Raw genomic sequence first — 23,478 nt, forward strand, 5'->3', positions numbered from 1 at the left:
CTCAGGAACGGCATAGTCCTGCCATAAACGTCATCCCTAGCGTGAGTCGGACCGCGGCCAGGAGGCCGCGCCATGAGGCCTGGCCGGATGCCGGCACGAAGCGAAGGAAACCATGTTCGGAACGTATCTGAGGCGCGAGCTCGTCGGCCGCCGGAAGCAGACTCTCATCATCGCCCTCGGCATGGCACTCGCCATCGCCCTGGTCATCGTCGTCAACGCCGTCTCTGCCGGGGTGAAGGACGCACAGTCCTCCGTCCTCGCCTCGGTCTACGGCGTCGGTACAGACATCACCGTCAGTACGACACCCGAGCCGCCTGAGGAAGGCGAACCTGGGGCAGGCGGAGGCCCTGGAGCCTTCGATTTCGGCGCAGACGAGGGTACGGCCACCGAGGACGGAACGACCCAGGTGAGCCAGTCGCGTCTCTCGGCAGGTTTCGGCGCAGCCACGTTTGACGCAGCTGCCCTGTCCACAGTGAAGGATGTCGAAAACGTCGCCGCCGCGACGGCCACACTGTCGCTGACCAACACGACGTTCAACGGCGAACTTCCGGACTTTTCGCAGATGGAGCGGCCGGCAGACGGCCAGGCCCCCGGCGGCGCGGACGGCGAAGGCGGAAGCTCCTTCGACGTGGACTCGTTCACCGTGCTCGGGCTCGATCCCGCGGGTGACAATGTCGGACCGCTCTCGGCCGTGACCCTCGACGAGGGCCGCGGGCTCGACGCAGCCGATGAGGGCAGCTTCGTCGCTGTGCTCGACGCCGCGTACGCGACCTCCGCCGAGCTCGCCGTGGGCGACACCCTCGAGCTCGGCGGGACCGACTTCGAGGTGGTCGGTACCGTCGCATCAGGTTCATCGGATGCCACGACGGCCTCGAACGTCTACATCCCGCTCGACGTCGCACAGTCGGTCGCCGGTCTCGACGGCCAGGTGTCGACGATCTCCGTCCAGGCCGCATCGTCCACCGCCATCGACCAGGTGAAGAGTGACATCGAAGCCGAACTGACGGATGCAACGGTCAGCACGCAGGACGACCTTGCCTCGAGCGTCTCGGGATCCCTGGCATCGGCATCCGGTCTCGTCTCCGGCCTCGGTTTCTGGCTCTCCCTCCTCGTCCTGCTCGCCGCCTTCCTCATCGCCGTGCTCTTCACGATCTCCGGTGTCGCCCGCCGGACCCGGGAGTTCGGCACGCTCAAGGCCATCGGCTGGTCGGATCGCAGGATCGTCGGCCAGGTCGCAGGCGAGTCGACCGTGCAGGCGTTGATCGGAGGAGCGGTCGGTGTGGTCGTCGGCCTCACCGCCGTACTCGTGATCGACCTGACAGGCATCACGCTCGGTGCATCGACCGCGACGTCGGCGACCGGAGCCGGGGGGCCGGGCGGCCGGGGAGGATTCGGCGGTCCCGCTGAGGCGGTCGCCGCAACGACCGACATCGTGCTCACTGCCCCTGTCACACCGGTCGTGATTCTTGTCGCCGCAGCCATCGCGGTCGCCGGCGGCCTTCTCGCCGGCGCCATCGGCGGGTGGCGCGCTTCGCGTCTCCGCCCGGCCGAAGCGCTTCGCTCCGTTTCCTGACCCCCAGACACCGATAGGACAATCATGTACACGCTCTCAGCACTCTCGAAAACCTACATTCAAGGCAAGACCACCATCACTGCCCTCAACCGGGTCGACCTCACCATCCCCGACGGGCAGATGGTCGCCGTGCAGGGGCCGACGGGGGGTGGCAAGTCGACGCTCCTGCAGATGCTCGGTGCCCTCGACCGGCCGAGCTCAGGGAAGATCGTCTTCGGAGACAGCGACCTCAGCTCGCTGCCGGAATCCGGACTCACGGCGCTCAGGGCCCACAAGGTCGGAATCGTCTTCCAGAGCTTCAACCTCATTCCGACACTCAGCGCCCAGGAGAACGTCGAGATGGCCCTCGTTCCACTCAGGCTCCCCGCCGCGGAGCGTGCCCAGCGGGCGGTCGAAGCCCTCGCGTCGGTCGGGCTCGCCGACCGCGGCAGCCACCGGCCTGCCGAGTTGTCAGGAGGGCAGCAGCAGCGGGTCGCCATCGCCAGGGCCATCGTGAAGAAGCCCTCCGTACTCCTGGCGGACGAACCGACCGGCGCACTCGACGAGGACACCCGCGACGACATCATGGGCCTGCTCGAGAGACTGTGGGCGGAACTCGGGCTCACCCTCATCATCGTCACGCATGACTCCGCGGTCGCGAAACGCGCTCAGCGTCGGCTGCACATCAAGAACGGTCAGGTGAAGGACATCACCTAGGCACACCAGGGAACACCAGAGAACGCGACGGATGCCGTCGGCCAGTCGGCCGGCGGCATCCGTCGTTCGAATCCGATGGAAGAGATAGTTGACTTACATCCACCATTGGATTTATAGTTGATGTCAGTCAACTTTTCGGGGCGCAACGGCGGGCCTCCCTTCTCTATGTTTCTGGAGTTCCCGTGTCCACTTCCCTTTCCACCGGCGCAGACGCGCCCGTCATGAACCACCGGCAGGTGCTCGAGGCGCTGTCCGGCCTGCTGCTCGGCATGTTCGTCTCGATCCTCGCCGGCACCGTGGTCTCGACCTCGCTGCCGCGGATCATCTCCGACCTCAACGGTGACCAGGCGGCTTTCACCTGGGTCGTCACGTCCACCCTGCTGGCGACGACCGTGTCGACGCCGATCTGGGGAAAATTCGCCGACCTGTTCAACCGCAAGCTGCTCATCCAGCTGTCGCTCGTGCTCTTCGTGGTCGGTTCGGCCCTCGCCGGGTTCTCGCAGGACACCGCCACTCTCATCACCTTCCGCGTGTTCCAGGGACTCGGCGCGGGCGGCCTCACTGCGCTCAGCCAGATCATCATGGCCGACATCATCAGCCCGCGTGAGCGCGGCAGGTACCTGGGACTCTTCGGCGCCGTCATGGCCGTCGGAACCATCGGCGGCCCTCTCGTCGGCGGCATCATCACCGACAGCTTCGGCTGGCGCTGGAACTTCTTCGTCGCTCTCCCGTTCGCCATCGCGGCCATCATCCTTCTGCAGAAGACACTGCACCTGCCCAAGCGCGCGAAGCAGGCCAAGGTGCGCATCGACTACCTCGGTGCTGCGCTCATCGCCGGTGGCGTCTCCCTCCTGCTGATCTGGGTCACCATGGCCGGCAACCAGTTCGAGTGGGCCAGCTGGAACACGGCCTGGATGGTCGGTCTCTCCGTCATCCTGCTCGTCGCAGCCGTGATCGTCGAGCTGAACGTCGCCGACCCGATCATCCCGATGTCGCTGTTCAAGAACCGCACCTTCACCCTCTCGGTCATCTCGTCCATCGCGGTCGGTGTCGCCATGTTCGGCACCTCGGTGTTCCTCGGCCAGTACATGCAGCTCGCCCGAGGCGCCACACCGACCGAATCCGGCCTGCTGACCCTTCCGATGATCGGCGGACTGCTCATCACCTCGACGGTCGTCGGCAACCTGATCAGCCGGTTCGGCGTCTGGAAGCCGTACATGATCGCGGGCTCGATCGCCCTCGCTGCCGGGATGTTCCTCATGGGAACCATCCAATACGACACGAACTACGTCCTCGTCTCCGTGTACATGTTCGTCCTCGGCTCCGGCGTCGGAATGGTCATGCAGAACCTCGTACTCATCGTGCAGAACGCGGTCGACATCAAGCAGCTCGGCGTCGCGAGCTCAGGGATCGCCTTCTTCCGCAGCCTCGGCGGCACCATCGGCGTCTCGGTGATGGGCGCCGTCCTCGCCAGCCAGGTCACAGGGCTCCTCTCCGACAAGGCGGATGCCCTGCAGGCCGCGATCGTCAAACTCGGCGCACCAGGGGCCGCGATCGCCGAATCCCTTCAGAGCGGCACGATCCCGAAGGTCAACGAACTGCCTGTCGGCGTCCGCACTATCATCGAGTCGGTCTACGGACAGGCCGTCGCCGACATCTTCCTGGTGGCCGCACCGCTCGCCATCGTCACGCTCGTCGCGATCATCTTTCTGCCGAACCTCAGCCTCGGCACGAAGACCGCGATCGAGCGGATGGCCGACGGGAAGACCGCCGCTGTCGACGCGGAAGAGATCCTCGTCGACGTGTCGACGGCATCCGTCGCCGTGGTGCGCGAGACTGGCCATGACGCCCGGATCGACACGGATGCCGTGGCAGGCACAGAGCGGAACCCACGATGACAGAGACCAGCGATGGCACGATAGACATCGACACAGCCATCGGCGACGTGGAACACGAGTTCAGCCTGATCTTCAACCGGGTACGCGGTCTCATGCGGGAGCGGGCAGAGCAGGTCCACCCCGACCTCCAGCCCCTGGGCTATAAGGTGCTGTCGTCGCTGGTCAGGGGTGGACGGATGCACGCCGGAACGATCGGCGAGTTGCTGATGACCGACAAGAGCACGATCAGCCGCACGGTGAAACAGCTCGAAGAGCTGGGACTCGTCGTGCGGGAGGCCGACCCGGAGGACGGCAGGGCAACCTACCTGGCGGCATCCGAGGTCGGAGCCGAGCGGGTCACCAGGATCAGGACACATGGCCAGGAGCTGTGGCGTTCACGGCTGGCCGAATGGGACACCGCAGACCTCACCCGCCTGACCGAGCTTCTCGCCAAGGTCAACGAGTCGATCTGACCCTCAGTCCCTGGGGTCGCGCCAGGAGTGCTTCGGCGAGTAGTCGAGGATCCGGCGAGCCTTGTCTATCGAGAGCAGCGTCTCGTGTTCGCCCACCTCGCGCGTCACGGGGACGTCGGGGAAGACCTCGGCGATGAGCTCGGCGTTCGGGCGATCGGACACGGTGTCCGCGGCCGCGATGATGAACCGATCGAACCCGACGGTCTCCAGTTCGAGTGCGCGGAGCACCGCTTGCGCGCCGTCCCGTCCGTCGATGTAGCCCCAGAGGTTCCACTTGCGGTTCTTCGCATCGTCGTCGTAGGAGGGGAAGGCCGCGTAGTCGGCCGGATCCATGACGTTGGAGAAGCGCAAGGCGACGATTTTGAGATCGGGATGCCAGCGGACCAGTTCGATGGCCATCTGCTCCTCGAGGTGCTTGACCAGCGAGTAGGTGCTCTCCGGCCGCGCCGCGTAGTCCTCGTCCACCGGGATGTACGGCGGCGGAACGTCGAACGGAAGGCCGAGCACGGTCTCGCTCGACGCGTAGACGACGTTGCGGATCCCTGCACGAATCGCAGCGTGGAAGACGTTGTAGCTGGCCAGGATGTTGTTGTGGAACGTGGCGACGTCGCTGGTGATGCCTGGCGCCGGGATGGCGGCCAGGTGCACGATGGCGTCGAACCCGCCGTGCTGGTCGTCGACCCCCATGATCGCGTCCACGGTCTGCCCGTAGTCGGTGAGGTCGACCCTGACGAAGCCCGGCCCACGTTCTCCGTTGGCGTCGAGGTTGATGACCTGAAGGCCGGCGTCGCGGAGTTCCCGCACGACGGTCCTGCCGAGTTTTCCTGATCCGCCTGTGACTGCAATTCTCATGCCCCCAGTCTGGTCCATCCGGCCGTACAGGGAATGGGATTGCCGGAGACGTGGTTGGCTTGCTACATGCAACTCGTTCTCTACACCTCCGCATTCTGCGCACCGTGTGCCCAGGCGCGGTCGGTGCTCGCGGATGCCGCGCGTCTCGTTCCGCAGGCGACGGTCATCGAGCGCGACGTGGCCAGGGAGAACGTGCTGGCGGCTGACGACGGCATCCGGATCACCCCGACGGTCATCGTCCTCGACGACGGCGGCACCGAGGTCTTCCGTGCGACGGGCGTCCCCACGCTGAATCAGATGCTCACGGCGGCCGCGCAGGCCCTGTAGCCACACCGGGGTGCCATCGTTCGGAGATTGTCGACGCAACGGCATCTCCGAGCCGAGATCTGGCCCTTTCGCGCCGTTTCTCCGAAGTTGCGGACGGGAACCCCCACCCCACTACGCGTGGGGCGCGCCGAGGGAGTCGCGCTGGCGGGCGTGTCGCCCGAGCGGAGGCAGAATAGAGGGGTGCCAACCACCTACCTCGACCGATTCGTCGCTGACTCGACGGACCGGGTCGCGTGGCTCCGGGCACGGTCTCGGGGAATCACAGCCACGGATGTCGCCAGGCTCTCCGGCCCGGCGGCCATCGACGCTGTCGCGACCGAGAAGCTCGGCGGAGGCAACGGGTTCTCCGGCAACGCGTTCACCGATCACGGGCGGGCACGCGAGCCCGAGATCGCCCGCTGGGTCGCTGCCACCCACGGCATCGCGCCGTCGTCGGCGCTCTTCCACGCCGAAATGGAGAGACGGCATCTGGCAACACCTGACGGTCTCGCGGTGACGGCATCCGGTGCTCTCGTCCTCGCCGAGATCAAGACCACCACGAAGCCCTGGCGCTCGGTCCCGCGCAACTACCTGCGTCAGATCTGGTGGCAGCAGTATGTCCTCGGAGCCGAGCGCACGCTCGTGGTCTGGGAGGAGCACACCAATTTCGTTCCGGTGGGCGAGGAGCCACGCTGCCGCTGGATCGACCGCGACGAGAAGGAGATCGGCAAGCTGGTCGGTCTCGCCAACAACCTCATCGACGAGCTGCACCGCCGGACGACGCGCGTGTCGCGCTATCTGGTGAACGACGACCCGTACGACATCCCGTAGCTCAGGCCGCCCCAGCCCTGGAGCGCAGGGTCCGCCTGCTCAGCCAGACGACGCCGGCCCCGGTGAGCAGGATGACCGAAGCGATGGCGATGATGTAGATCACCACGGCGCCGTAGCCTCCCGGCTGGCCCGGGTTCAGGAACGGGTACGGATACCAGTCGGTGATCGCGCCCCTGAGCATCGTGTACAGCGACCAGAGGACCGGATAGACGGCGAGAACCCAGAGCCGGTTCCAGGCCACAGGTGTCCGGCCGGGCGAGAAGAGCCAGACGAGCACCATGTAGATCGGCGCGATGAGGTGGAGAACCTCGTTCGACCAGCCCAGGGTCGACGCCTGATCGAGCGAGACCTGGCGCAGCAGCAGGTTGTAGACGACGCCTGTGGTCGCCATGTAGGTGACCGTCGCGGCGAGGGCGAGGTTGAACCAGGCCGGATCGACCGGGCGGGTGAAACAGAACCATGCTCCGACGAGAAGACTCGCTGCGGCGAGGACGTTCGACTGGATGGTGAAGAAACTGAAGAAGTTCACGAGGAAGAACGGCACGTCCGGCAGGTCGAAGCTGAGGCTGTAGACCAGCTGGGCGATGATCGCGGCCAGGATCACGCCCGCCGCGACGATGCGGATGACGCCGAAGACTTTGCGCATGCGCACACCCTATCGCCGCTCCCAGCGGTTGCTGCGGAACTGTTAGCGATGCGGGAACGGAGCCGTAACACCGCCGACTCATTGCGGGAGTTAGCTGGGGGCATGGCAACGACGACTGGGGGCTCACATGCGTGAGGGTGTGGGGATGACGTGGCAGACTCGGGGCATGACGGCCACACAGGATGAGATGCCAGCGGGCTCCGCAGGCGAAACGGTCCCCGAGACCATGCTCGCTGCGGTGATCGATCGGACCGGTGAACCTGACGTGCTTCACCTCGCGACGGTGCCGACGCCGGCGTCGTACGTCTCCGAGTTCGTCGTTCGTGTCGTCGCAGCGGGTATCAACCCGACCGACGCGAAGACCAGGGCAGGCGGAGGCGTGTCATCGGGCATCAGCTACCCCGCCATCCTCGGTAACGATTTCAGCGGCGTGGTGGTGAAGTCTCCGTACGAGGCGCATCCGCTCTCCCCGGGAACCGAGGTCTACGGAATGGCCATGGTCCCGCGGATGCCGGGCACGTACGCCCAGTACCTCGCCGTGTCGAGCCTCTCAGTGGCCAGGAAACCGCCGAGCCTCTCCCATGTCGAAGCCGCAGGCGTCCCTCTCGCCGCTCTGACGGCATGGGGGATGGTTGTCGAGGTCGCCAAAGCGCACCAGGGCCAGAGGATGCTCATCCACGCCGGCAGCGGGGGCGTCGGTCACTTCGCCGTACAGTTCGCGCGATACTTCGGCGCACACGTCATCGCGACGGGGTCCGGCCGCAACCAGGACTGGCTCCGCGAACTCGGGGCCGCCGAGGTCATCGACTACACGACGACGCGGTTCGACGACGTCCTCAGCCACATCGACGTCGTCATCGACCTGATCGGCAACGTCCACGACGACACCGGCAGCCGATCGCTGTCCGTCCTCAACCCCGGCGGACTGATCGTCAACGCGCCCACCGGGAGCTGGCCCACCTTCCTCGACGAGGCGGCGGCAGCGGGCGTCCGCGCGACGACGTACAAGGTGGCGCCTGACGGAGACGCCCTCTCGACGATCACACGGCTGCTCGAGTCAGGTGACGTGCGGGTCTTCGTCGATCAGGTCTTCGACCTGGCGGATGCCGCTGACGCGCACCGCGCGCTCGAATCCGGTCACACGCGCGGAAAGATCGTCCTCACCGTCCCTGCGCACTGACCGGCTGGGCGCCGAGCAGCGTCAGAGTGAGCGTTCCATGACGAAGTCGTTCTCCAGCTGGGTGCCGAGCCTGAAGGACTTCTTCCCGACGATCCGGAAGCCGCTCTTCTCGTAGAAGCGAACGGCACGGCCGTTGAGCTCGTTGACACCGAGCCAGACACTGGCCGCGCCGGTCTTCCCTGCGGCGTCGAGGGTCGCGGCGATCAGCGGTGCCGAGACGCCACGGCCATGTGAACCCGCCAGGACGTAGACCTTGCTCAGCTCGATGGTCGGCACAAGAGTGAGGGATGCTGCGACGTCGGCGTCCGCCGGATCGCCGAGGATGAGCATCGTGTACCCGCACATCCCGTCAGAGTCCTCCGCCACCATGATGGTTCGACGATCGTCGGCGAGGTAGTCGGTGAAGCGTTCGGCGGTGAGGTGCGTGGCGATGAAGTCTGCGATGTCCTCGGGCGCACTCCCGGGCGGGCAGGCGAGCGGAAAAGTCGCCTCCGCCAGCTCAGCCAGCCCTGCGGCATCCGTCACCCCTGCGCGTCTCACGTTCACATCCACCCGTCCACTTTATGTGCACGAGCGCGCGTTCACGGCACGCAAAAAGGGCCCCGCGAAATCGCGGGGCCCTTTCGGTCAGTCCGAACGGACTAGATGCTGTTGATGTCCATCGGGATGCCAGGACCGAAGGTGGTCGAGACGGTGCCCTTCAGGATGTAGCGGCCCTTCGAGGAGGACGGCTTCAGACGGTTGACCTCTTCGAGGGCCGACTGGATGTTCTCGTTGAGCTGCTCGGGAGCGAACGAGGCCTTGCCGACGACGAAGTGCACGTTGGAGTGCTTGTCGACGCGGAACTCGATCTTTCCACCCTTGATCTCGGAGACAGCCTTCGCGACGTCGGGGGTCACGGTGCCGGTCTTCGGGTTCGGCATGAGGCCGCGGGGTCCGAGGACCTTACCGAGACGACCGACCTTGCCCATGAGTTCAGGGGTCGAGACGGCGGAGTCGAACGAGGTGTAGCCAGCGGCCACCTTCTCGATGAGCTCGTCGCCACCGACCTCGTCAGCGCCTGCCGCGAGAGCGGCCTCTGCTGCTGGGCCCGTTGCGAAGACGATGACGCGGGCGGTCTTACCGGTGCCGTGAGGAAGGATCACGGTACCGCGGACCATCTGGTCTGCCTTGCGGGGGTCGACACCGAGCTTGAGAGCAACCTCGACGGTCGAGTCGAACTTGGCTGAGCCGGTCTCCTTGGCGAGTGCGACTGCCTCTTCTGCGGTGTAAACCTTGTCAGTGCCGATTTTCTCGGCTGCGGCCCGGTAGGCCTTTGACTTCTGTGCCATGTGAATTTCTCCAATTCGAGAATGTGGTCATTTGCGCCTGGCCGGCGCTGCCACGGTATAAATCTGGAGGCCGCGAGCGGAGCCCGGGACCTGAGGCCGCGAGCGAAGCTCGTGACCGTGAGGGCTCTACGCCTCTGTGGTGATTCCCATGGAACGTGCGGTTCCGGCGATGATCTTCGAGGCAGCCTCGATGTCGTTCGCGTTGAGGTCGGCCATCTTGACTTCGGCGATCTCGCGGACCTGCTCCTTGGTGAGCTTTGCGACCTTGACGGTGTGCGGGGTTCCTGAACCCTTGGCAACGCCTGCGGCCTTCTTGATGAGCTCAGCGGCCGGAGGGGTCTTGAGGATGAACGTGAACGAACGGTCCTCGTAGACGGTGATCTCCACCGGGATGACGTTGCCGCGCTGGGCTTCCGTCTGAGCGTTGTACGCCTTGCAGAACTCCATGATGTTCACGCCGTGCTGACCCAGGGCCGGGCCGATGGGCGGGGCGGGGTTGGCGGCGCCGGCCTTGATCTGAAGCTTGATCAGACCAGTAACCTTCTTCTTCGGTGCCATGTTTCTTCCTTCTTATTGGGTTTCGAGCTCCCGTCAGTTGACGGATGCTCTCCCGCCGGCCCGGTTGGGCCGCGGTGGATAGGGAAATCTAGAGTTTCGTGACCTGGTCGAAGCTGAGCTCGACCGGGGTCTCGCGCTCGAACAGGGAGACGAGGACGGTGAGCTTTCCGCTCTCCGGCTTGATCTCGCTGATCGAACCGGGAAGGCCTGCGAACGAGCCTTCCTTGATCGTGATGGTCTCGCCGATCTCGAAGTCGACCTCGGCAGGGATGGCGCGGGGGGTCTGGCCGCCCTTGCCTCCACCGGTCTTCGCCGGAGCGGTGTCCTTGACCTCGACGAGGCTCTTCAGCATGTTGAAGGACTCTTCGAAGCGCAGAGGCGTCGGGTTGTGGGCGTTGCCCACGAAGCCGGTGACACCGGGCGTGTGACGGACGACCGACCAGGAGTCCTCGTTGAGGTCCATGCGGACGAGCACGTATCCGGGGATGCGCACGCGGGTGACCATCTTGCGCTGGCCGTTCTTGATCTCGACGACATCTTCCATCGGAACTTCGACCTGGTAGATGTAGTCGGCGACGTCGAGCGAGCCCTTGCGCTGCTCGATGTTCGCCTTGACCTTGCGCTCGAAGCCGGCGTAAGAGTGGATGACGAACCACTTGCCAGGGAGGCTGCGCAGTTCGGCGCGGAAGGCGTCATAGGGGTCGACGTCTGCCGGCTCTCCGGCGTCGGGCTCTTCACCGGTGTACGGCTCGACCTCGGGCTCTTCGGAGGCTTCCTCTTCTGCTTCGATCTCGACCTCGTCTTCGATCGCCTCAGCGGCGGCTTCGACCTCGTCGGCCTCATCGATCTCGAGCGCGTCGTCGACGACGGCGTCAGCTTCGGGGTCGTTGGCTTCGGCCAGGGCGTCGAGGACGGCATCCAGGTCGATCGTCTCGTTGGAGTCCTCGACGTGCAGGGCCTTGTGCTCTGCGGCGTCTACCGAGTTTTCCTCGGCGGCCAGCACGTTGCCCTCCTGTGCTTCGTCTTCCTCGCTGGACTGCTCAGCAGCAGTTGCCCAGTCGACGTCGTCCAGATTTCTCTCAGACACCTAAATCTCATTCCTCTTTGCTTGTGGGGTGGCCATGTTCACTGCCACCGTCCGCGTTGTCGATCACTGTCGATCGGATGCCGCCCGGTTGTTACGAGGCGGGAGTCCCGAAGACGAAGATCACGAGCCAGCTGAACAGCTGGTCCAGGCCATACACGAGGGCCATCATGATCACGACGAACACGAGTACGACGCCGGTGTAGCTGAACAGCTCTTTTCTGGTCGGAGTGACGACCTTCTTGAGCTCAGCGATGACCTGCTTCAGGAACAGGATGATCCCGGCGAAGGGTCCGCGCTTTTCCGCACGTTCCTTCTTCGCGGCTGCGACGATTTCCTCGCTTGGTTCGTCGATAACTTTTCGGGCCACCTGGTTACACCTTTCGTGTGTCGGCATTCAGGACGTTCAATACCGACGCGCAGGGCGGACAGGACTCGAACCTGCAACCTGCGGTTTTGGAGACCGCTGCTCTACCAATTGAGCCACCGCCCTAGACCCGGATATCCCGGTCAGGGAGCGAAACCTGACGCACTTCTTCTTGCTGTTCTTTCGGGTCCGCTGTGGATTGCCTGAAAAATAGGCGCAAAAAAGCTTGGCAGATTTCAACTACCTCGACAAGTGTACGCGACGATCGGGGCTCAGCAAAAACCACTCCTGCGCCCGCGGGACGCCGGCGAAATCGCCCCGACCTTTACAGCACAGACCCCACGGACTACTATTTCCTATAGGATCTTTTCTCGCTGCTCTAAGTGCAGCGCACACCCCTCGAACTGCAACGGAGCAATCATGCCGACTGACACGCCCAGCTATACGGCAGAGACCTGGCCCATCGCCACCTGTCTCCACGCGTTTCCGCCCGTCGACAAGCAGGGTCTTGCGATGCACGACGCCCCCGCGGAGGTCTGGGACGACATGTTCGCGCAGGTCGCCGACGTGGGCTTCACTTTGGCCGAGCTCGCAGACAGCCATGTCCGCCCCGCAGACCTCGAGCCGTCGCGCCGTGATGAGTTCCTCTCCATCGCGAAGTCGCACGGCGTCGGCATTCCGTCAGTCCACCTTCAGCGCCAGAGTGTGATCATGCCTGGCTCGGAAGAGAAGAACCTCGCATACGCGCACCGCACGATCGATGCCGCCGCCGAGTGGGGCATGGAGGTCTTCTCCACAGGACTCCATCAGCCCTTCAGCGCCGCACAGAAGAAGGCACTGTGGTTCTGGACGGCCGAAGGCCCGAAGGACCCGGATGACCGCGACGTGTGGGACACGGCGGTCAAGCGCATCCGCGAACTCGGAGAACACGCAGCGTCCGTCGGCCTGCCGCTGTCGCTCGAGATGTACGAGGACACCTACATCGGCACCGCTGACAGCGCAGTCCGCTTCGTCGAAGCCGTCGGTCTCGACAACGTCGGCATCAACCCGGACGTCGCGAACCTCATCCGTCTGCACCGCCCGGTGGAGGACTGGCGCGAACTCTTCGCGAAGACCCTCCCATACGCGAACTACTGGCACGTGAAGAACTACACCCGAGACGAAGCGGTGGACGGCAGCTGGTTCACTTCGGTTCCTTCGACGATGGAAGCGGGGCTCATCAACTACCGCCAGGTGTTCCGCGACGCGCTCGCTCTCGGTTACAACGGCATCATCCTCGCCGAACACTACGGCGGAGACAGCCTCGGCATGTGCGCCACCAACCAGAAGTACATCCGCTCACTTCTTCCCAAGGCATAGGAGAAAATCATGACCAATCGCATCATCGCCGTCGTCGGCTCGGGATACATGGGCGGAGGCATCGCCCAGGTGCTCGCGCTGTCCGGAGCGACCGTCCGCATCGCTGACATCTCCGAAGAGATCGCCACGAACAACTATGAGCGCCTCATCGAAGAGGCCCGCCAGTTCGTCGCCGACGGCCTGTTCCCCGCGGATGCCGTCGAGCGCATCCAGGCCAACCTCTCACCGTCCGCATCCATCGAAGAAGCTGTCGCAGACGCCGACTTCATCGAGGAAGCCGTTCCCGAGAAGATCGAGATCAAGCACGCCACCCTTCGCCGAATCAGCGAGGCGGCGCGGGCAGACGCGATCATCGGTTCCAACACCTCGACGATCCTCATCAGCTCTCTCGCCGAAGCCGTGATCAACCCCGAGCGGTTCCTCGGGGTCCACTTCTCGAATCCCGCCCCGTTCATCCCTGGCGTCGAACTCATCCCCCACGAGACAACCGACCCTGCGGTGATCTCCGTGGTCGAGGAGATCGTCGCGGCAACGGGTAAGGAAACCGCGCGGGTCAAGGATTCAACCGGCTTCGTCCTCAACCGGCTCCAGTACGCACTGTTCAGCGAGGCGACCCAGCTCGTCGAAGAAGGCGTCGCCACCGCCGAAGACGTCGACACGATCGTCCGCACGACGTTCGGCTTCCGTCTGCCGGTCTTCGGACCGTTCGCAATCGCCGACATGGCGGGTCTCGACGTGTACGCCTTCTGCTACGAGTCCATGCAGACCCGCTGGCCGGAACGTTTCGCAACGCCGAAGTCGCTCGCCGAGCTCGTCGACGCCGGCAAGTTCGGCACCAAGACTGGCGCGGGCTACCTCGACGTCCCCGCCGAGCGCACCGCAGAACTCGTCGCATACCGCAACAAGGCATACGTGGCCATCAAGAAGCTCATGGACGAGCTCGGCCCAGCACCCATTCACCCTTCGAACTGACGATCGGATCAGAATCATGGCAACACCATTTCCTGAGTCCCGCACGGTCATTCTCACTGGCGCGGCGTCACCCCGCGGGATCGGTCGGGCCTCAGCCCACTACCTCGCCGAACGGGGGTGGAACATCGGCATCATCGACCTCGACGCGGATGCCGCCTCCTCCGTCGCGACAGAGATCGCCGAGCAGCACGGCGTCGCCGCCGCCGGCGCCGGCGCCAATGTCGCTGACGAATCCCAGGTGCGCGCCGCCTTCGACACGCTCGAGGCGGCACTGCCCCAGGTGGTCGCACTCGTGAACCTCGCCGGGGTCTCGTCGCCGGTTCCCTACCTCGAGGTGACCGCAGAAGAGTGGAACCGGGTCATGGGTATCAACATGAACGGAGTCCATTTCGCGACCCGTCGCGCTGTGGAATCCATGGTCACGAGCGGGGTCGGCCGTGTGGTCAACCTCTCTTCCGTCTCGGCCCAGCGTGGCGGTGGAACGTTCAGCAAGACCGCGTACTCCGCAGCGAAGGCCGGCGTCATCGGCTTCTCCAGGAGTGTCGCCCGCGAGCTCGGTAAGGACGGCATCACCGTCAACGTGATCTCGCCCGGCCCGATCGACACGGACATCATGGGCGGAACACTGACCGAGGAACGCAAGGAAGCCATGGCTGCCGACGGCGTTCTCCCCCGCATCGGTACACCGCGTGACATCGCGGCTGCCATCGCGTACCTCATCAGCGAGGACTCCGGATTCGTGACGGGCCAGACCCTGAACGTTGACGGCGGCCTCTACATGCATTGAAGGAGACCATCATGACTGGCGCAACAGGCCCCTGGTCCAAAGGACGCATCTTCTTCCTCGCCATCGGGATCATTCTCGTCGGCGTCGGAATCTGGCTGATCGCCCCGAGCTTCCTCGGCTGATCGACTCCGGGCATTCCGGCGCCGACCGCCGATGCCTTCACCCAACCTCGCAACACCTCAAAGGAGAGAACACGTGTCAGCATCCACTCCGCTTGTCGGCATTGACACCAATGCCCACAGCCCGGCTCTCAAGTCGGCCATCTCGAAGGCGGCACGGCATCTCATGCCGATGCTCGTCATCCTGTACTTCGTCGCGTTCCTCGACCGGACGAACATCGGCTTCGCCCAGGAAGCCCTCGCGGTCGACCGCGGCATCTCCGAGGGCGCATTCGCGCTCGGAGCGGGAATCTTCTTCATCGGCTACGCGATCTTCGAGATTCCCAGCAACCTGCTGCTGAAGAAGTTCGGCGCTCGCTTCTGGCTCGCGCGCATCGCGATCACCTGGGGAATCGTCGCAGCGGCGTTCGCCTTCACCACGGGTGACACGATGTTCATCATCCTGCGGTTCCTCCTCGGCGTCACCGAGGCAGGGCTGTTCCCCGGCGTGATCATGTTCCTCGCGGAGTGGTTCCCCAACAAGGTTCGCGTGCAGATGTTCGCGATCTTCTACCTGGCGCAGCCGTTCTCGCAGATGATCGGTGCCCCGCTCAGCGGCGGCCTGATCAGCTTCGGTGACACGTTCACCCCGTGGCACGGCTGGCAGGTCATGTTCTTCGTCGAGGGCATGCTGGCAGTCATCGCCGGCATCGCCGCTCTGGTCTTCCTGGTGAACAGTCCGCAGCAGGCCAAGTTCCTCAATCAGGACGAGAAGGACGCCCTGACAGACGTGATGGCGAAGGAAGACGCCGTCCGCACCGAAGACGGCCCGTCCGGGGTCTGGCGCGCAATGTCCAGCTGGAAGGTGTGGTACTTCACCATCATCTACTTCTGCCTCCAGATCGCCGTATACGGCACCACGTTCTACCTCCCCCAGCAGGTTGCCGGGCTCATCGGGCAGGAAGTCGGCTGGCAGGTCGGGCTGGTCTCAGCAATTCCGTGGCTCGTCGGACTCTTCGCCTGCTACTACTTCGGCAAGCACGCATCGACCATCATCCGTCGCCGCAACTGGGGAACGTCGTTCTACATCCTCACCGGCCTCGCCATCCTCGGCTCTGCCTGGGCCGGCGCAAACAACCTGCCCATCATCGGCATCCTGTTCATCACCATCGCCGTTGCCAGCTTCCTCTCGGTCGGACCGATCACCTGGTCATATCCGACGGCGTTCCTCACCGGAACCGCTGCCGCGGCTGGTATCGGCCTGATCAACTCGCTCGGAAACCTCGGAGGCTTCGTCGCACCGATCATGCGAACAGGCATCAACGAAGCGGTACCGACCGACAGCGGAGTGTGGGGAGTCGTGTCACTCGGCGTCTTCGCCTTCCTCGCCGCCGTCATGCTGTACTGCACCCGGTTCTTCAAGGCCAGGTCGGATGCGCTCCTCGAGGACGCGCCCCCTGTCCACTGACATCGAACTGAAGAAACCGGGCTGGGTCCTCATGGACCCAGCCCGGTTCTCTGTGGATACGGTCCACACGCCGTGTCAGAGAACGGGAGTCTCCGGGGTGCTCGCGTCCGTGCGCGATCGGGAGCGAACCTTCTCGATGTGGGCACACATGGCAGACGAAGCGGCGGCCGGGTCTCCTGAGCGGAACGCCTCGAGGATACGGGTGTGCTCGATGACGGCATCGTCGGCGTCGGTCACACCGCTCAGCACCGTCTGGCGCATACGGTGGACCCGTGTCGAGATGGCCTCCGACATGTCGATCAGGAACGGATTGTCCGTCCCCTCGAAAATGAGGTGGTGGAAGTTCCAGTCGACCGTGAAATACTCACGGAGCAGCGCGACCGTCAGAGTGTCGGTTGCCGCCGCAGCACGAACTGTTGCCGTGACTGCCCGGTGCTCGTCCAGTGCGGCTTCCAGACGCGGAACGAGGGCGTCGGCGTTCCTGGCGGCAAGTGCGGCAGCGCCGCCCTCCAGCACGATCCGGGTGTCGAAGAGGGACTCGAGCTGGCCGTCCGTGATCTGAGGTGCGACCCGGTAACCCTTGAGAGGCTCGCGTGTGACGAGGCCCGTCCGTTCCAGCTGGACCAGCGCTTCCCTCACCGGCGTCGGAGAGACCTTGAGGTCGCGCGCGATCGCGTCGATCGACAAGCGGGTGCCCGGAGCTATCGCCTGGCCGGCGAGCATGTCAAGGACGAGGTCGTACACGCGGTCCCGCAGCCCTTTGCGTTCGATCACCACCGCAGTACCCAGGTGGTAGATGGGTTCTCGCATGGGTTCTCCTCGGGCTTCAGGTACCGACACTATCAATGAGGCGAGGGTCGGATGCCGCATCGGCCGCTTCATCGAGGATCACGCCGAGCGATTCGGCATCGTGGGCGAATCGGCCGAGGAAGAGGCCGTCGACGCCGTCGGCGATCAGCCGCAGAAGACCCGGCCCGGCGCTCCCGCCATAGATGACCACGGACCCGGGAAAATCCGGGAGTGTCCCGAGGTGGTCGCGAAGTGCCGAGCACACACGCCGGATGTGGTCAGCGGACGCCGGTTCAGGGGCGCCGATCGCCCAATGGGGCTCGTACGCCACGATGATGCGGCCGTTGCGGCCCGCCCGCCGGCTCGGGGCAAGCGCCGAGTCGATCTGACCGACGCAGACACGGATCGCCTCCGCCGGAGAAGTCTGATCAGGTTCTCCGACGCACAGTACGGGGTCGAGACCGTTGCGCAGCGCCGCATCCGTCTTCTGCGCAACGATGTCGTCGCTCTCGCCGAAGAGCCTGCGTCGTTCGGCGTGCCCGACTTCGACCACGGCGCAGCCCAGTTCGGCAATCTCCGCGCCGCTCACCTCACCGGTGAACGCGCCCGCGTCCTCGGTGCTGAGGTCCTGTGCTCCCACGAGAGCGAGAGACCCGAGCAGGTCGAGCGCTGCCGGAACCGCCAGGTAGGTCGGAATGACGAAAAGTTGAACGTCACCGCCGACGATCGCGCGGTGCTCCCGCGCGATGCCGGCCACCTCGCGGCACCACTGAACGGCGCGCCCGTGCGAGAAGTACATTTTGTGGCTCACCCCGATGAGGAACCGGGGCGAGCCTGGGGCGGACATCAGACGCCTTCGTAGCTGCTGATCTCCCGCACCTTGTCGTTCGATGCGCTCGATTCGTCGAAGGTGTAAGTCAGCCATTCGCGCGCGAGGCGGCGGGCGAGCTCGATGCCGACGACGCGCTGCCCCATGCAGAGCACCTGCGCATTGTTGGACAGCACGGCACGCTCGACCGAGAAGCCGTCGTGAGCCGTCACGGCACGCACCCCTGCGACCTTGTTGGCCGCGATGGCGACGCCGAGTCCGGTGCCACAGATGAGAAGTGCCCGGTCGGCGTCTCCTCGTGCGACCATCTCGGCGGCGGCGATAGCGATCGTCGGGTAGTTGGTGTGTCCGTCGGCGTTCACACCGACATCGGTGACGGATGCGACGAGGTCGTTTGCCTCGAGGTCCGCTTTCAGCCGTTCCTTGTACTCGAATCCTGCGTCGTCACAGCCGACGACAATGCGCAGTGCGCTCATGGTGGTGCTCCTTCTCGTGAGGTGTCGAAATCAGTGGTCGGATGCTCCGCGGAGCACCTCGAGGACGGCCGCGGTGATCATCGCCAGGGAGACGGCGCCGGGGTCGGCGACGCCGAGTGCCTTTTCGCCGTGGGAGCGGGCGCGGCCCATGCCCGGCATCATGTCTGCGGTCGCGTCTGCTGCGTTCTTCGCCGCGGCGCTCGCGGTCGCCCAGGCGCCGATCAACGAATCGCCTGATGCAACTCCGTCGCTGAGACGTGCGGCGAACGGCACGAGCGCGTCGACCATGGTCTTGTCTCCGACCGTGGCCTTTCCGAAGTCCATAACGGCCTGCCTGGCAGCGTCCACGCCTGTCGCCACTGCGGCCGCCTCGACGGGCGTCGTATTGCCGAGGTGCTCTCCGACCGTGCGCAGAATGACACCCCAGATGGCACCGGAGGTTCCGCCACCGCGGTTCGACCAGGCGTCGGCCGCCGAGGCGAGAACACTCTGCGCCCCTGCATCCTTCGCCAGGGATTCTCGCGCTGCCGCGGCTGCGGCGTGTGATCCGCGCTTCATCCCGATGCCGTGGTCACCGTCGCCGGCGATCGAATCGATCCGTCCGAGTTCGTCGGCGTTCTCGTCGATGACGGCGACGATCGCATCCAGCGCGTCAACGATCACCGTCGCTGCGCGGCGCGATTCATCGCTTGACTCTGGGATGACCTCGGCGGCTACCGAGTCGTCGATCTCGCCGCGCTGGACAAGGGACCCGGTGTCGACGGACCCGGTGCGAAACGCGGGAGTGTCTGCCGGGGCGCTCCAGAGGGTTTCCAGCTCGTCGTCGAGCCAGAGCAGGGTGAGTGAGACCCCGGCCATGTCGAAGCTCGTGCAGAACTCCCCGACCTGCGGATCCACGATCTCCGCGCCCGCCTCGTCGAGCAGGGCGGCGACGCGGGCGAAGACGATGTAGAGCTCTTCGTTCTTGACCGAGCCGAGTCCGTTGAGAATCGGGACAACCCGCGCTCCCCGGAGTGACACTCCTTCCGGGATCTCCGCGGCGTCGAGCAGTCGCTCGACGAACAGGTCGCCGAGTCCGTCCGCCGTGGGGATGTCGACCTCGTCGATTCCCGGTTCGCCGTGGATGCCGAGGCCGATGGCCATCCGACCCTCAGGAACCGAGAACAGCGGCTCGTCGGCGCCGGGGAGGGTGCATCCGGTGAACGCGACACCCATGGAGCGTGTCCGGTCGTTGGCGAGGATCGCGGCCCGCTCGACGCCGTCGATGTCGTACCCGGCGGCAGCGGCGGCCCCGGCGACCTTGAAGACGGTGAGGTCGCCGGCGATGCCTCGACGTCTCTCTTTTTCCTGTGCCGGCGCGCTGAAGATGTCGTCGGTCACTGTGACGGTGCGGCAGTCGATGCCCTCCGAGCGAAGCTTGTCCTGCGCCTCGGTGAAGTGCAGCACATCGCCCGCATAGTTGCCGTAACTGAGCAGGATTCCCCGGCCCTGATCGCTGGTCCTGGCGACCGATTCCACCTGCTGGGCGGACGGCGACGCGAAAAGATTACCCATGGCCGCGCCGTGGGCGAGCCCGTGTCCGACCAGGCCGCCGAACGCCGGGTAGTGTCCTGAACCCCCGCCGATGACGAGCGACACCGTGGGCTCTTCAGATCGGGTCGAGCGGGTGACCCCACCGGACACCCTCCGGACCCAGCGGCCGTTGGCGCGGACGAAACCATCGATCATTTCGTCTGCGAAGTTCTCGGGTTCGTTCCAAAGCCTGGTCATCGTGTTCTTCCTCACCGTTGAGCTGTGTCGGTCACGTCGGCACCTGTCCGATTCGTTTTTAATCCTATAGGATATTTTCGGTATGCGCACGAGTTGTGCGGGCATAGTCACAGTCGAATGATGCCGAGCAAGTCGGCGAACGCGGACGGAGCGGCATGAGCGACGGCACGGAACCATTGGTCCCACAGAGCGCGGAACAGCTGAGGTCATCGGCGCCTGAGCCAGTGGAGACCGGGGACGCCCGCGCCCGCGTCCGCGACGCGAACGCAGCCGCACAGAGATGGGTGATCGTCCTCGACGACGATCCCACCGGAAGCCAGTCGGTGCACGACACCCCCGTTCTGACACGCTGGACCCGTGACGACCTGCTCTGGGCGTTCGACCAGCCGGGCAACGGATTCTTCGTCCTCACCAATACGCGGGGCCTCAACGACGACGAAGCGCGCGCGACGATGGCGGCTGTTTCGGAGCAGATCAGACAAGCGGCACGCGACCGGGGCGCGGACTACACGCTCATCGTGCGCGGCGACTCGACCCTGCGTGGTCACTACCCGCTCGAAACCGACCTGCTGATCGACGAGGCCCGGGTGGCGGGCGCGCCATACGACGCACTCATCCTCGTCCCGGCCTACCTCGCAGCCGGGCGGGTCACCGTGGGAGACGTTCACTATGCCGAAAGCGACGGCACGTTCACCCCTGTCGGGCAGTCGGGTTACGCCCGCGATGTGACATTCGGATTCACGTCGTCGAATCTCAGGGACTACGTCGAGGAGAAGACCCACGGAGCAATACGGGCCGGCGATGTGACGAGCATCGGTCTCGACGACATCCGCCTGGGAGGGAGCGACCGCGTCCGCGACATCATTCTCAGCTGCGCGGATGCCGCCCCTGTCGTGGTGAATGCACTCGATGACAGCGACCTGGACGTCGTTGCCCATGGCATCCTCGCCGCTGAGCAGGCGGGAGCCAGGATCCTCACCAGGAGCGGCCCGTCGTTCGCCGCCGCCCGCCTCGGGGTACCGGGTCGCCAACCGCTGACGCACGACGAGATCTTCCCTGCAGGAAGCCGGCCTGGCAATGGACTCGTCGTCGTCGGCTCGCACGTCGAGCTGACCACGAGGCAGGTGGCGCGTCTGCGTGACGACTTCCCTGACATCGCCGTCGTCGAACTGGATGTGCCCCGGCTTCTCGATCCAGCCAGTGCCGAGGACGAGCTCTCCCGATGCGGCGATGCCCTCGCCGCCGCGCTCAGCCGAACCGACGCGCTTCTGTCCTCGAGCAGGACACAGATCGTCGGCGACACCGGCCACTCCAGTCTCGTCATCGCCCAGACGGTTTCCGCGGCGCTGATCAGCCTCACCTCGGTTGCTGTGCATGAAGCACCACCGGCGTGGGTACTCGCCAAGGGCGGCATCACGTCGAGTGACGTTGCGACAGACGGCCTCAAGATCCGGCGCGCGACCGTCGCCGGCCAGCTGTTTCCCGGCATCGTCTCGCTCTGGCTGAACGAGGGCGGAGAGAATCCTGACCTGGACGGCCTCCCCTACGTCGTCTTCGCCGGCAACGTCGGGGATGACGGGACGCTGGCCGCTGCCGTGTCGATCCTCCGCGGCGACCGCCTCCCCCAGGTCCCGCTCATCTAGGCTCGTGCGCTTCGAGGAATGAGTAGACCTCGACCTCGTCGACCCCGGGGAAGGTTCCGGTCGGGAGAGCTGCGAGCAGGCTTGTCGGTGTCCGTGCCGCCGGCCATGACTGGTGGGCCCACTTCTCGGCGAGCTCGCTCGGAGCGCTCTTGCAGCACCTCTCGTCCGGGCAGCTGGATTGCGACCTGTTCGTGGTCTCACGGCCACGGAACCACTTCACATGCTCGAACGGCACGCCGACGGTCACCGAGTAGTCCCCCTCTTTGGCCTTCTCGATCCGCGACGTGCACCAGTAGGTGCCGTTGGGGTTGTCGGTGTACTGGTACCACGGGCTGAAACGATCCTCCGCGGCGAACACGGTGAACGCGGTCCACTTACGGCAGACGGTCGTCCCCTCCACTGCCCCAAGGGCATCAGTGGGGTGCTTCACTCCGTCGTTGGAGTAGGCCTTCACGATCGTGCCCGATTCGTGCACCTTCGTGAAGTGGACAGGGATGCCGAGACGCGCGGTCGCGAGGTTGGTGAACCGGTGAGCAGCGGTCTCGTACGAGACGGCGAAGGCATCCCTCAGATCCTCCAGGGAGATGCGCCTGAAATTCTTCGCCTCGGTGAGGAACCGGACGGCATCCGCTTCAGGAAGAAGGATGGCGGCGGTGAGGTAGTTCGTCTCAACCCGCTGACGGAGGAAGTCCGCATAGTTCGACGGTTCCTGGTGCCCGAGGACGTGGCTGGCGAATGCCTGCACCACCGGCGAGCGTGAGTCCCTCGATGCGGACTGCTGGGTGGGCAGGTAGATCCGCCCGTTGCGGCTGTCCGTCACCGAACGGGTCGAGTGCGGCAGGTCACCGACATAGTGCAGCGTGAACCCGAGGTGGTTGGCCATGTCGCCGACCAGCTGCTGCGACACGGGGCCGCCGGAGTGACCGACCGCGGCGAGCAGCTCCGTCGCCCGCGCTTCGAGCTCTGGGAAGTAGTTGTCCTTCGCGCGCATGGTCGCGCGCAACTGGGCGTTGGCTCGCCTGGCTTCTTCGGGTGTTGCCGCCCGTTCGCGGTGCAGCCGTTCGACCTCCTGGTGCAACGTGAGGATCGCCCGCAGGGTCTCGTCGCTGTGCCCCTTCGACACCCGCACCGGCTGGATTCCGAGAGCCGAGAAGACGGGGCCCCGCTGTGCTCGCTCGACCGCGATCTCGAGTGCGGCGCGCTCCGACGGCGCCTCGTCTCGCAGAAGTTCGTCGGTTGTTGTGCCGAGCACAATGGCGATCTGCCGAAGCATCGACAACCGCGGCTCCCGCTTGCCGTTCTCGATCGTCGACACTTGCGACGGGGCCCTGTCGATGGCGGCGCCGAGCTGCTCGAGCGTCATTCGGCGGGAGAGACGGATGTCCCGGATGCGCCGACCGAGCGTGAGCGCGTCGACGGCGCCCTCGCTCTCGTCGTCGGCGGCGACGAAGACAGGCTCAGCTGCGGTGCTGTTCATGCTGTCATCGTGCCATCCGGCGGTCCTTTCGCCAAA

The 23,478-nt window shown here is 65.2% G+C and carries 24 protein-coding genes and 1 tRNA gene; 12 read left to right on the forward strand and 13 right to left on the reverse strand.

The window, feature by feature from the left end; all coding sequences use genetic code 11:
• Window positions 1–112 precede the first annotated feature (112 nt).
• From AC1M0F_RS09740 to AC1M0F_RS09755, 4 genes are all read left to right on the forward strand, one after another.
• The gene (locus AC1M0F_RS09740; protein WP_480238030.1) at window positions 113–1,573 is read left to right on the forward strand and encodes an ABC transporter permease; all 1,461 of its coding nucleotides are present in this window, start codon (window positions 113–115) and stop codon (window positions 1,571–1,573) included.
• Window positions 1,574–1,597: 24 nt separating this feature from the next.
• A complete protein-coding gene (locus AC1M0F_RS09745; protein ID WP_480238031.1) occupies window positions 1,598–2,269 on the forward strand; it encodes an ABC transporter ATP-binding protein in 672 nt (223 codons plus the stop codon).
• Window positions 2,270–2,490: 221 nt separating this feature from the next.
• Window positions 2,491–4,167 (forward strand): MDR family MFS transporter, encoded by a 1,677-nt coding sequence (locus AC1M0F_RS09750; protein WP_480238446.1) that lies wholly within the window; start codon window positions 2,491–2,493, stop codon window positions 4,165–4,167.
• Window positions 4,164–4,619, forward strand: a complete 456-nt coding sequence (locus AC1M0F_RS09755; RefSeq protein WP_480238032.1) for a MarR family winged helix-turn-helix transcriptional regulator — start codon at window positions 4,164–4,166, stop codon at window positions 4,617–4,619. The genes AC1M0F_RS09750 and AC1M0F_RS09755 overlap by 4 nt, the downstream gene beginning before the upstream one ends.
• Window positions 4,620–4,622: 3 nt before the next feature.
• Here AC1M0F_RS09755 and AC1M0F_RS09760 read toward each other — a convergent pair whose 3' ends face one another.
• Window positions 4,623–5,471 carry an NAD-dependent epimerase/dehydratase family protein gene (locus AC1M0F_RS09760; RefSeq protein WP_480238033.1) on the reverse strand — a complete coding sequence of 283 codons (849 nt, stop codon included), beginning with the start codon at window positions 5,469–5,471 and terminating at the stop codon, window positions 4,623–4,625.
• A gap of 66 nt (window positions 5,472–5,537) precedes the next feature.
• Between AC1M0F_RS09760 and AC1M0F_RS09765 the strand changes: the two genes are divergently transcribed.
• The gene (locus AC1M0F_RS09765) at window positions 5,538–5,798 is read left to right on the forward strand and encodes a thioredoxin family protein (protein ID WP_480238034.1); all 261 of its coding nucleotides are present in this window, start codon (window positions 5,538–5,540) and stop codon (window positions 5,796–5,798) included.
• A 150-nt stretch (window positions 5,799–5,948) separates the two neighbouring features.
• Complete coding sequence (locus tag AC1M0F_RS09770) at window positions 5,949–6,608, forward strand: YqaJ viral recombinase family protein (protein ID WP_480238447.1); 660 nt, start codon at window positions 5,949–5,951, stop codon at window positions 6,606–6,608.
• Between the two features lies 1 nt (window position 6,609).
• Here the strand turns inward: AC1M0F_RS09770 and AC1M0F_RS09775 are convergent, their stop codons facing one another.
• Entirely contained in the window at window positions 6,610–7,254 is a 645-nt protein-coding gene (locus AC1M0F_RS09775) for a Pr6Pr family membrane protein (protein ID WP_480238035.1), read from the reverse strand.
• A 166-nt stretch (window positions 7,255–7,420) separates the two neighbouring features.
• On the opposite strand from AC1M0F_RS09775, the gene AC1M0F_RS09780 reads away from it, so the two are divergent.
• Window positions 7,421–8,434, forward strand: coding sequence for an NADP-dependent oxidoreductase (locus AC1M0F_RS09780; RefSeq protein WP_480238036.1), 1,014 nt, complete (start codon window positions 7,421–7,423; stop codon window positions 8,432–8,434).
• A gap of 21 nt (window positions 8,435–8,455) precedes the next feature.
• Here AC1M0F_RS09780 and AC1M0F_RS09785 read toward each other — a convergent pair whose 3' ends face one another.
• The 6 genes from AC1M0F_RS09785 to AC1M0F_RS09810 form a co-directional block, all read right to left on the reverse strand.
• Window positions 8,456–8,986, reverse strand: a complete 531-nt coding sequence (locus tag AC1M0F_RS09785) for a GNAT family N-acetyltransferase (RefSeq protein WP_480238037.1) — start codon at window positions 8,984–8,986, stop codon at window positions 8,456–8,458.
• Between the two features lie 89 nt (window positions 8,987–9,075).
• Window positions 9,076–9,765 (reverse strand): 50S ribosomal protein L1, encoded by a 690-nt coding sequence (gene rplA, locus AC1M0F_RS09790; RefSeq protein WP_480238038.1) that lies wholly within the window; start codon window positions 9,763–9,765, stop codon window positions 9,076–9,078.
• 126 nt (window positions 9,766–9,891) lie between these two features.
• Window positions 9,892–10,323, reverse strand: a complete 432-nt coding sequence (gene rplK / locus AC1M0F_RS09795) for a 50S ribosomal protein L11 (protein ID WP_480238039.1) — start codon at window positions 10,321–10,323, stop codon at window positions 9,892–9,894.
• An 88-nt stretch (window positions 10,324–10,411) separates the two neighbouring features.
• Entirely contained in the window at window positions 10,412–11,410 is a 999-nt protein-coding gene (nusG, locus tag AC1M0F_RS09800) for a transcription termination/antitermination protein NusG (RefSeq protein ID WP_480238040.1), read from the reverse strand.
• Window positions 11,411–11,501: 91 nt separating this feature from the next.
• Complete coding sequence (secE, locus tag AC1M0F_RS09805; RefSeq protein WP_480238041.1) at window positions 11,502–11,777, reverse strand: preprotein translocase subunit SecE; 276 nt, start codon at window positions 11,775–11,777, stop codon at window positions 11,502–11,504.
• A gap of 50 nt (window positions 11,778–11,827) precedes the next feature.
• Window positions 11,828–11,900: transfer RNA gene (locus AC1M0F_RS09810), tRNA-Trp, on the reverse strand.
• 294 nt (window positions 11,901–12,194) lie between these two features.
• On the opposite strand from AC1M0F_RS09810, the gene AC1M0F_RS09815 reads away from it, so the two are divergent.
• The 4 genes from AC1M0F_RS09815 to AC1M0F_RS09830 all read left to right on the forward strand — a co-directional run bounded on the left by AC1M0F_RS09815 (window position 12,195) and on the right by AC1M0F_RS09830 (window position 16,458).
• Window positions 12,195–13,133 (forward strand): sugar phosphate isomerase/epimerase family protein, encoded by a 939-nt coding sequence (locus tag AC1M0F_RS09815; RefSeq protein ID WP_480238042.1) that lies wholly within the window; start codon window positions 12,195–12,197, stop codon window positions 13,131–13,133.
• 9 nt (window positions 13,134–13,142) lie between these two features.
• Window positions 13,143–14,105 (forward strand): 3-hydroxyacyl-CoA dehydrogenase family protein, encoded by a 963-nt coding sequence (locus AC1M0F_RS09820; RefSeq protein WP_480238043.1) that lies wholly within the window; start codon window positions 13,143–13,145, stop codon window positions 14,103–14,105.
• A 16-nt stretch (window positions 14,106–14,121) separates the two neighbouring features.
• Window positions 14,122–14,892: an SDR family NAD(P)-dependent oxidoreductase gene (locus AC1M0F_RS09825; RefSeq protein WP_480238044.1), complete on the forward strand. Its 771-nt coding sequence runs from the start codon at window positions 14,122–14,124 to the stop codon at window positions 14,890–14,892.
• Window positions 14,893–15,087: 195 nt separating this feature from the next.
• Window positions 15,088–16,458 carry an MFS transporter gene (locus AC1M0F_RS09830; RefSeq protein WP_480238045.1) on the forward strand — a complete coding sequence of 457 codons (1,371 nt, stop codon included), beginning with the start codon at window positions 15,088–15,090 and terminating at the stop codon, window positions 16,456–16,458.
• 75 nt (window positions 16,459–16,533) lie between these two features.
• Here the strand turns inward: AC1M0F_RS09830 and AC1M0F_RS09835 are convergent, their stop codons facing one another.
• Genes AC1M0F_RS09835 through AC1M0F_RS09850 form a run of 4 tightly spaced genes read right to left on the reverse strand, consistent with a single transcriptional unit; the run spans window position 16,534 to window position 20,322 of the window.
• Complete coding sequence (locus tag AC1M0F_RS09835) at window positions 16,534–17,268, reverse strand: GntR family transcriptional regulator (RefSeq protein ID WP_480238046.1); 735 nt, start codon at window positions 17,266–17,268, stop codon at window positions 16,534–16,536.
• Window positions 17,269–17,284: 16 nt separating this feature from the next.
• Window positions 17,285–18,094, reverse strand: coding sequence for a triose-phosphate isomerase family protein (locus AC1M0F_RS09840; protein ID WP_480238047.1), 810 nt, complete (start codon window positions 18,092–18,094; stop codon window positions 17,285–17,287).
• The gene (locus AC1M0F_RS09845) at window positions 18,094–18,552 is read right to left on the reverse strand and encodes a ribose-5-phosphate isomerase (protein WP_480238048.1); all 459 of its coding nucleotides are present in this window, start codon (window positions 18,550–18,552) and stop codon (window positions 18,094–18,096) included. Before AC1M0F_RS09845 ends, AC1M0F_RS09840 begins: the two co-directional genes overlap by 1 nt.
• Before the next feature lie 30 nt (window positions 18,553–18,582).
• Complete coding sequence (locus tag AC1M0F_RS09850; RefSeq protein ID WP_480238049.1) at window positions 18,583–20,322, reverse strand: dihydroxyacetone kinase family protein; 1,740 nt, start codon at window positions 20,320–20,322, stop codon at window positions 18,583–18,585.
• Window positions 20,323–20,477: 155 nt separating this feature from the next.
• Between AC1M0F_RS09850 and AC1M0F_RS09855 the strand changes: the two genes are divergently transcribed.
• The gene (locus AC1M0F_RS09855) at window positions 20,478–21,965 is read left to right on the forward strand and encodes a four-carbon acid sugar kinase family protein (protein WP_480238050.1); all 1,488 of its coding nucleotides are present in this window, start codon (window positions 20,478–20,480) and stop codon (window positions 21,963–21,965) included.
• On the opposite strand, the gene AC1M0F_RS09860 is transcribed toward AC1M0F_RS09855, so the two are convergent.
• Entirely contained in the window at window positions 21,958–23,442 is a 1,485-nt protein-coding gene (locus tag AC1M0F_RS09860; protein WP_480238051.1) for a helix-turn-helix domain-containing protein, read from the reverse strand. The two genes, AC1M0F_RS09855 and AC1M0F_RS09860, sit on opposite strands and share 8 nt — an antisense overlap.
• Window positions 23,443–23,478 lie beyond the last annotated feature (36 nt).

This window comes from Mycetocola sp. Y719, from assembly GCF_056713205.1.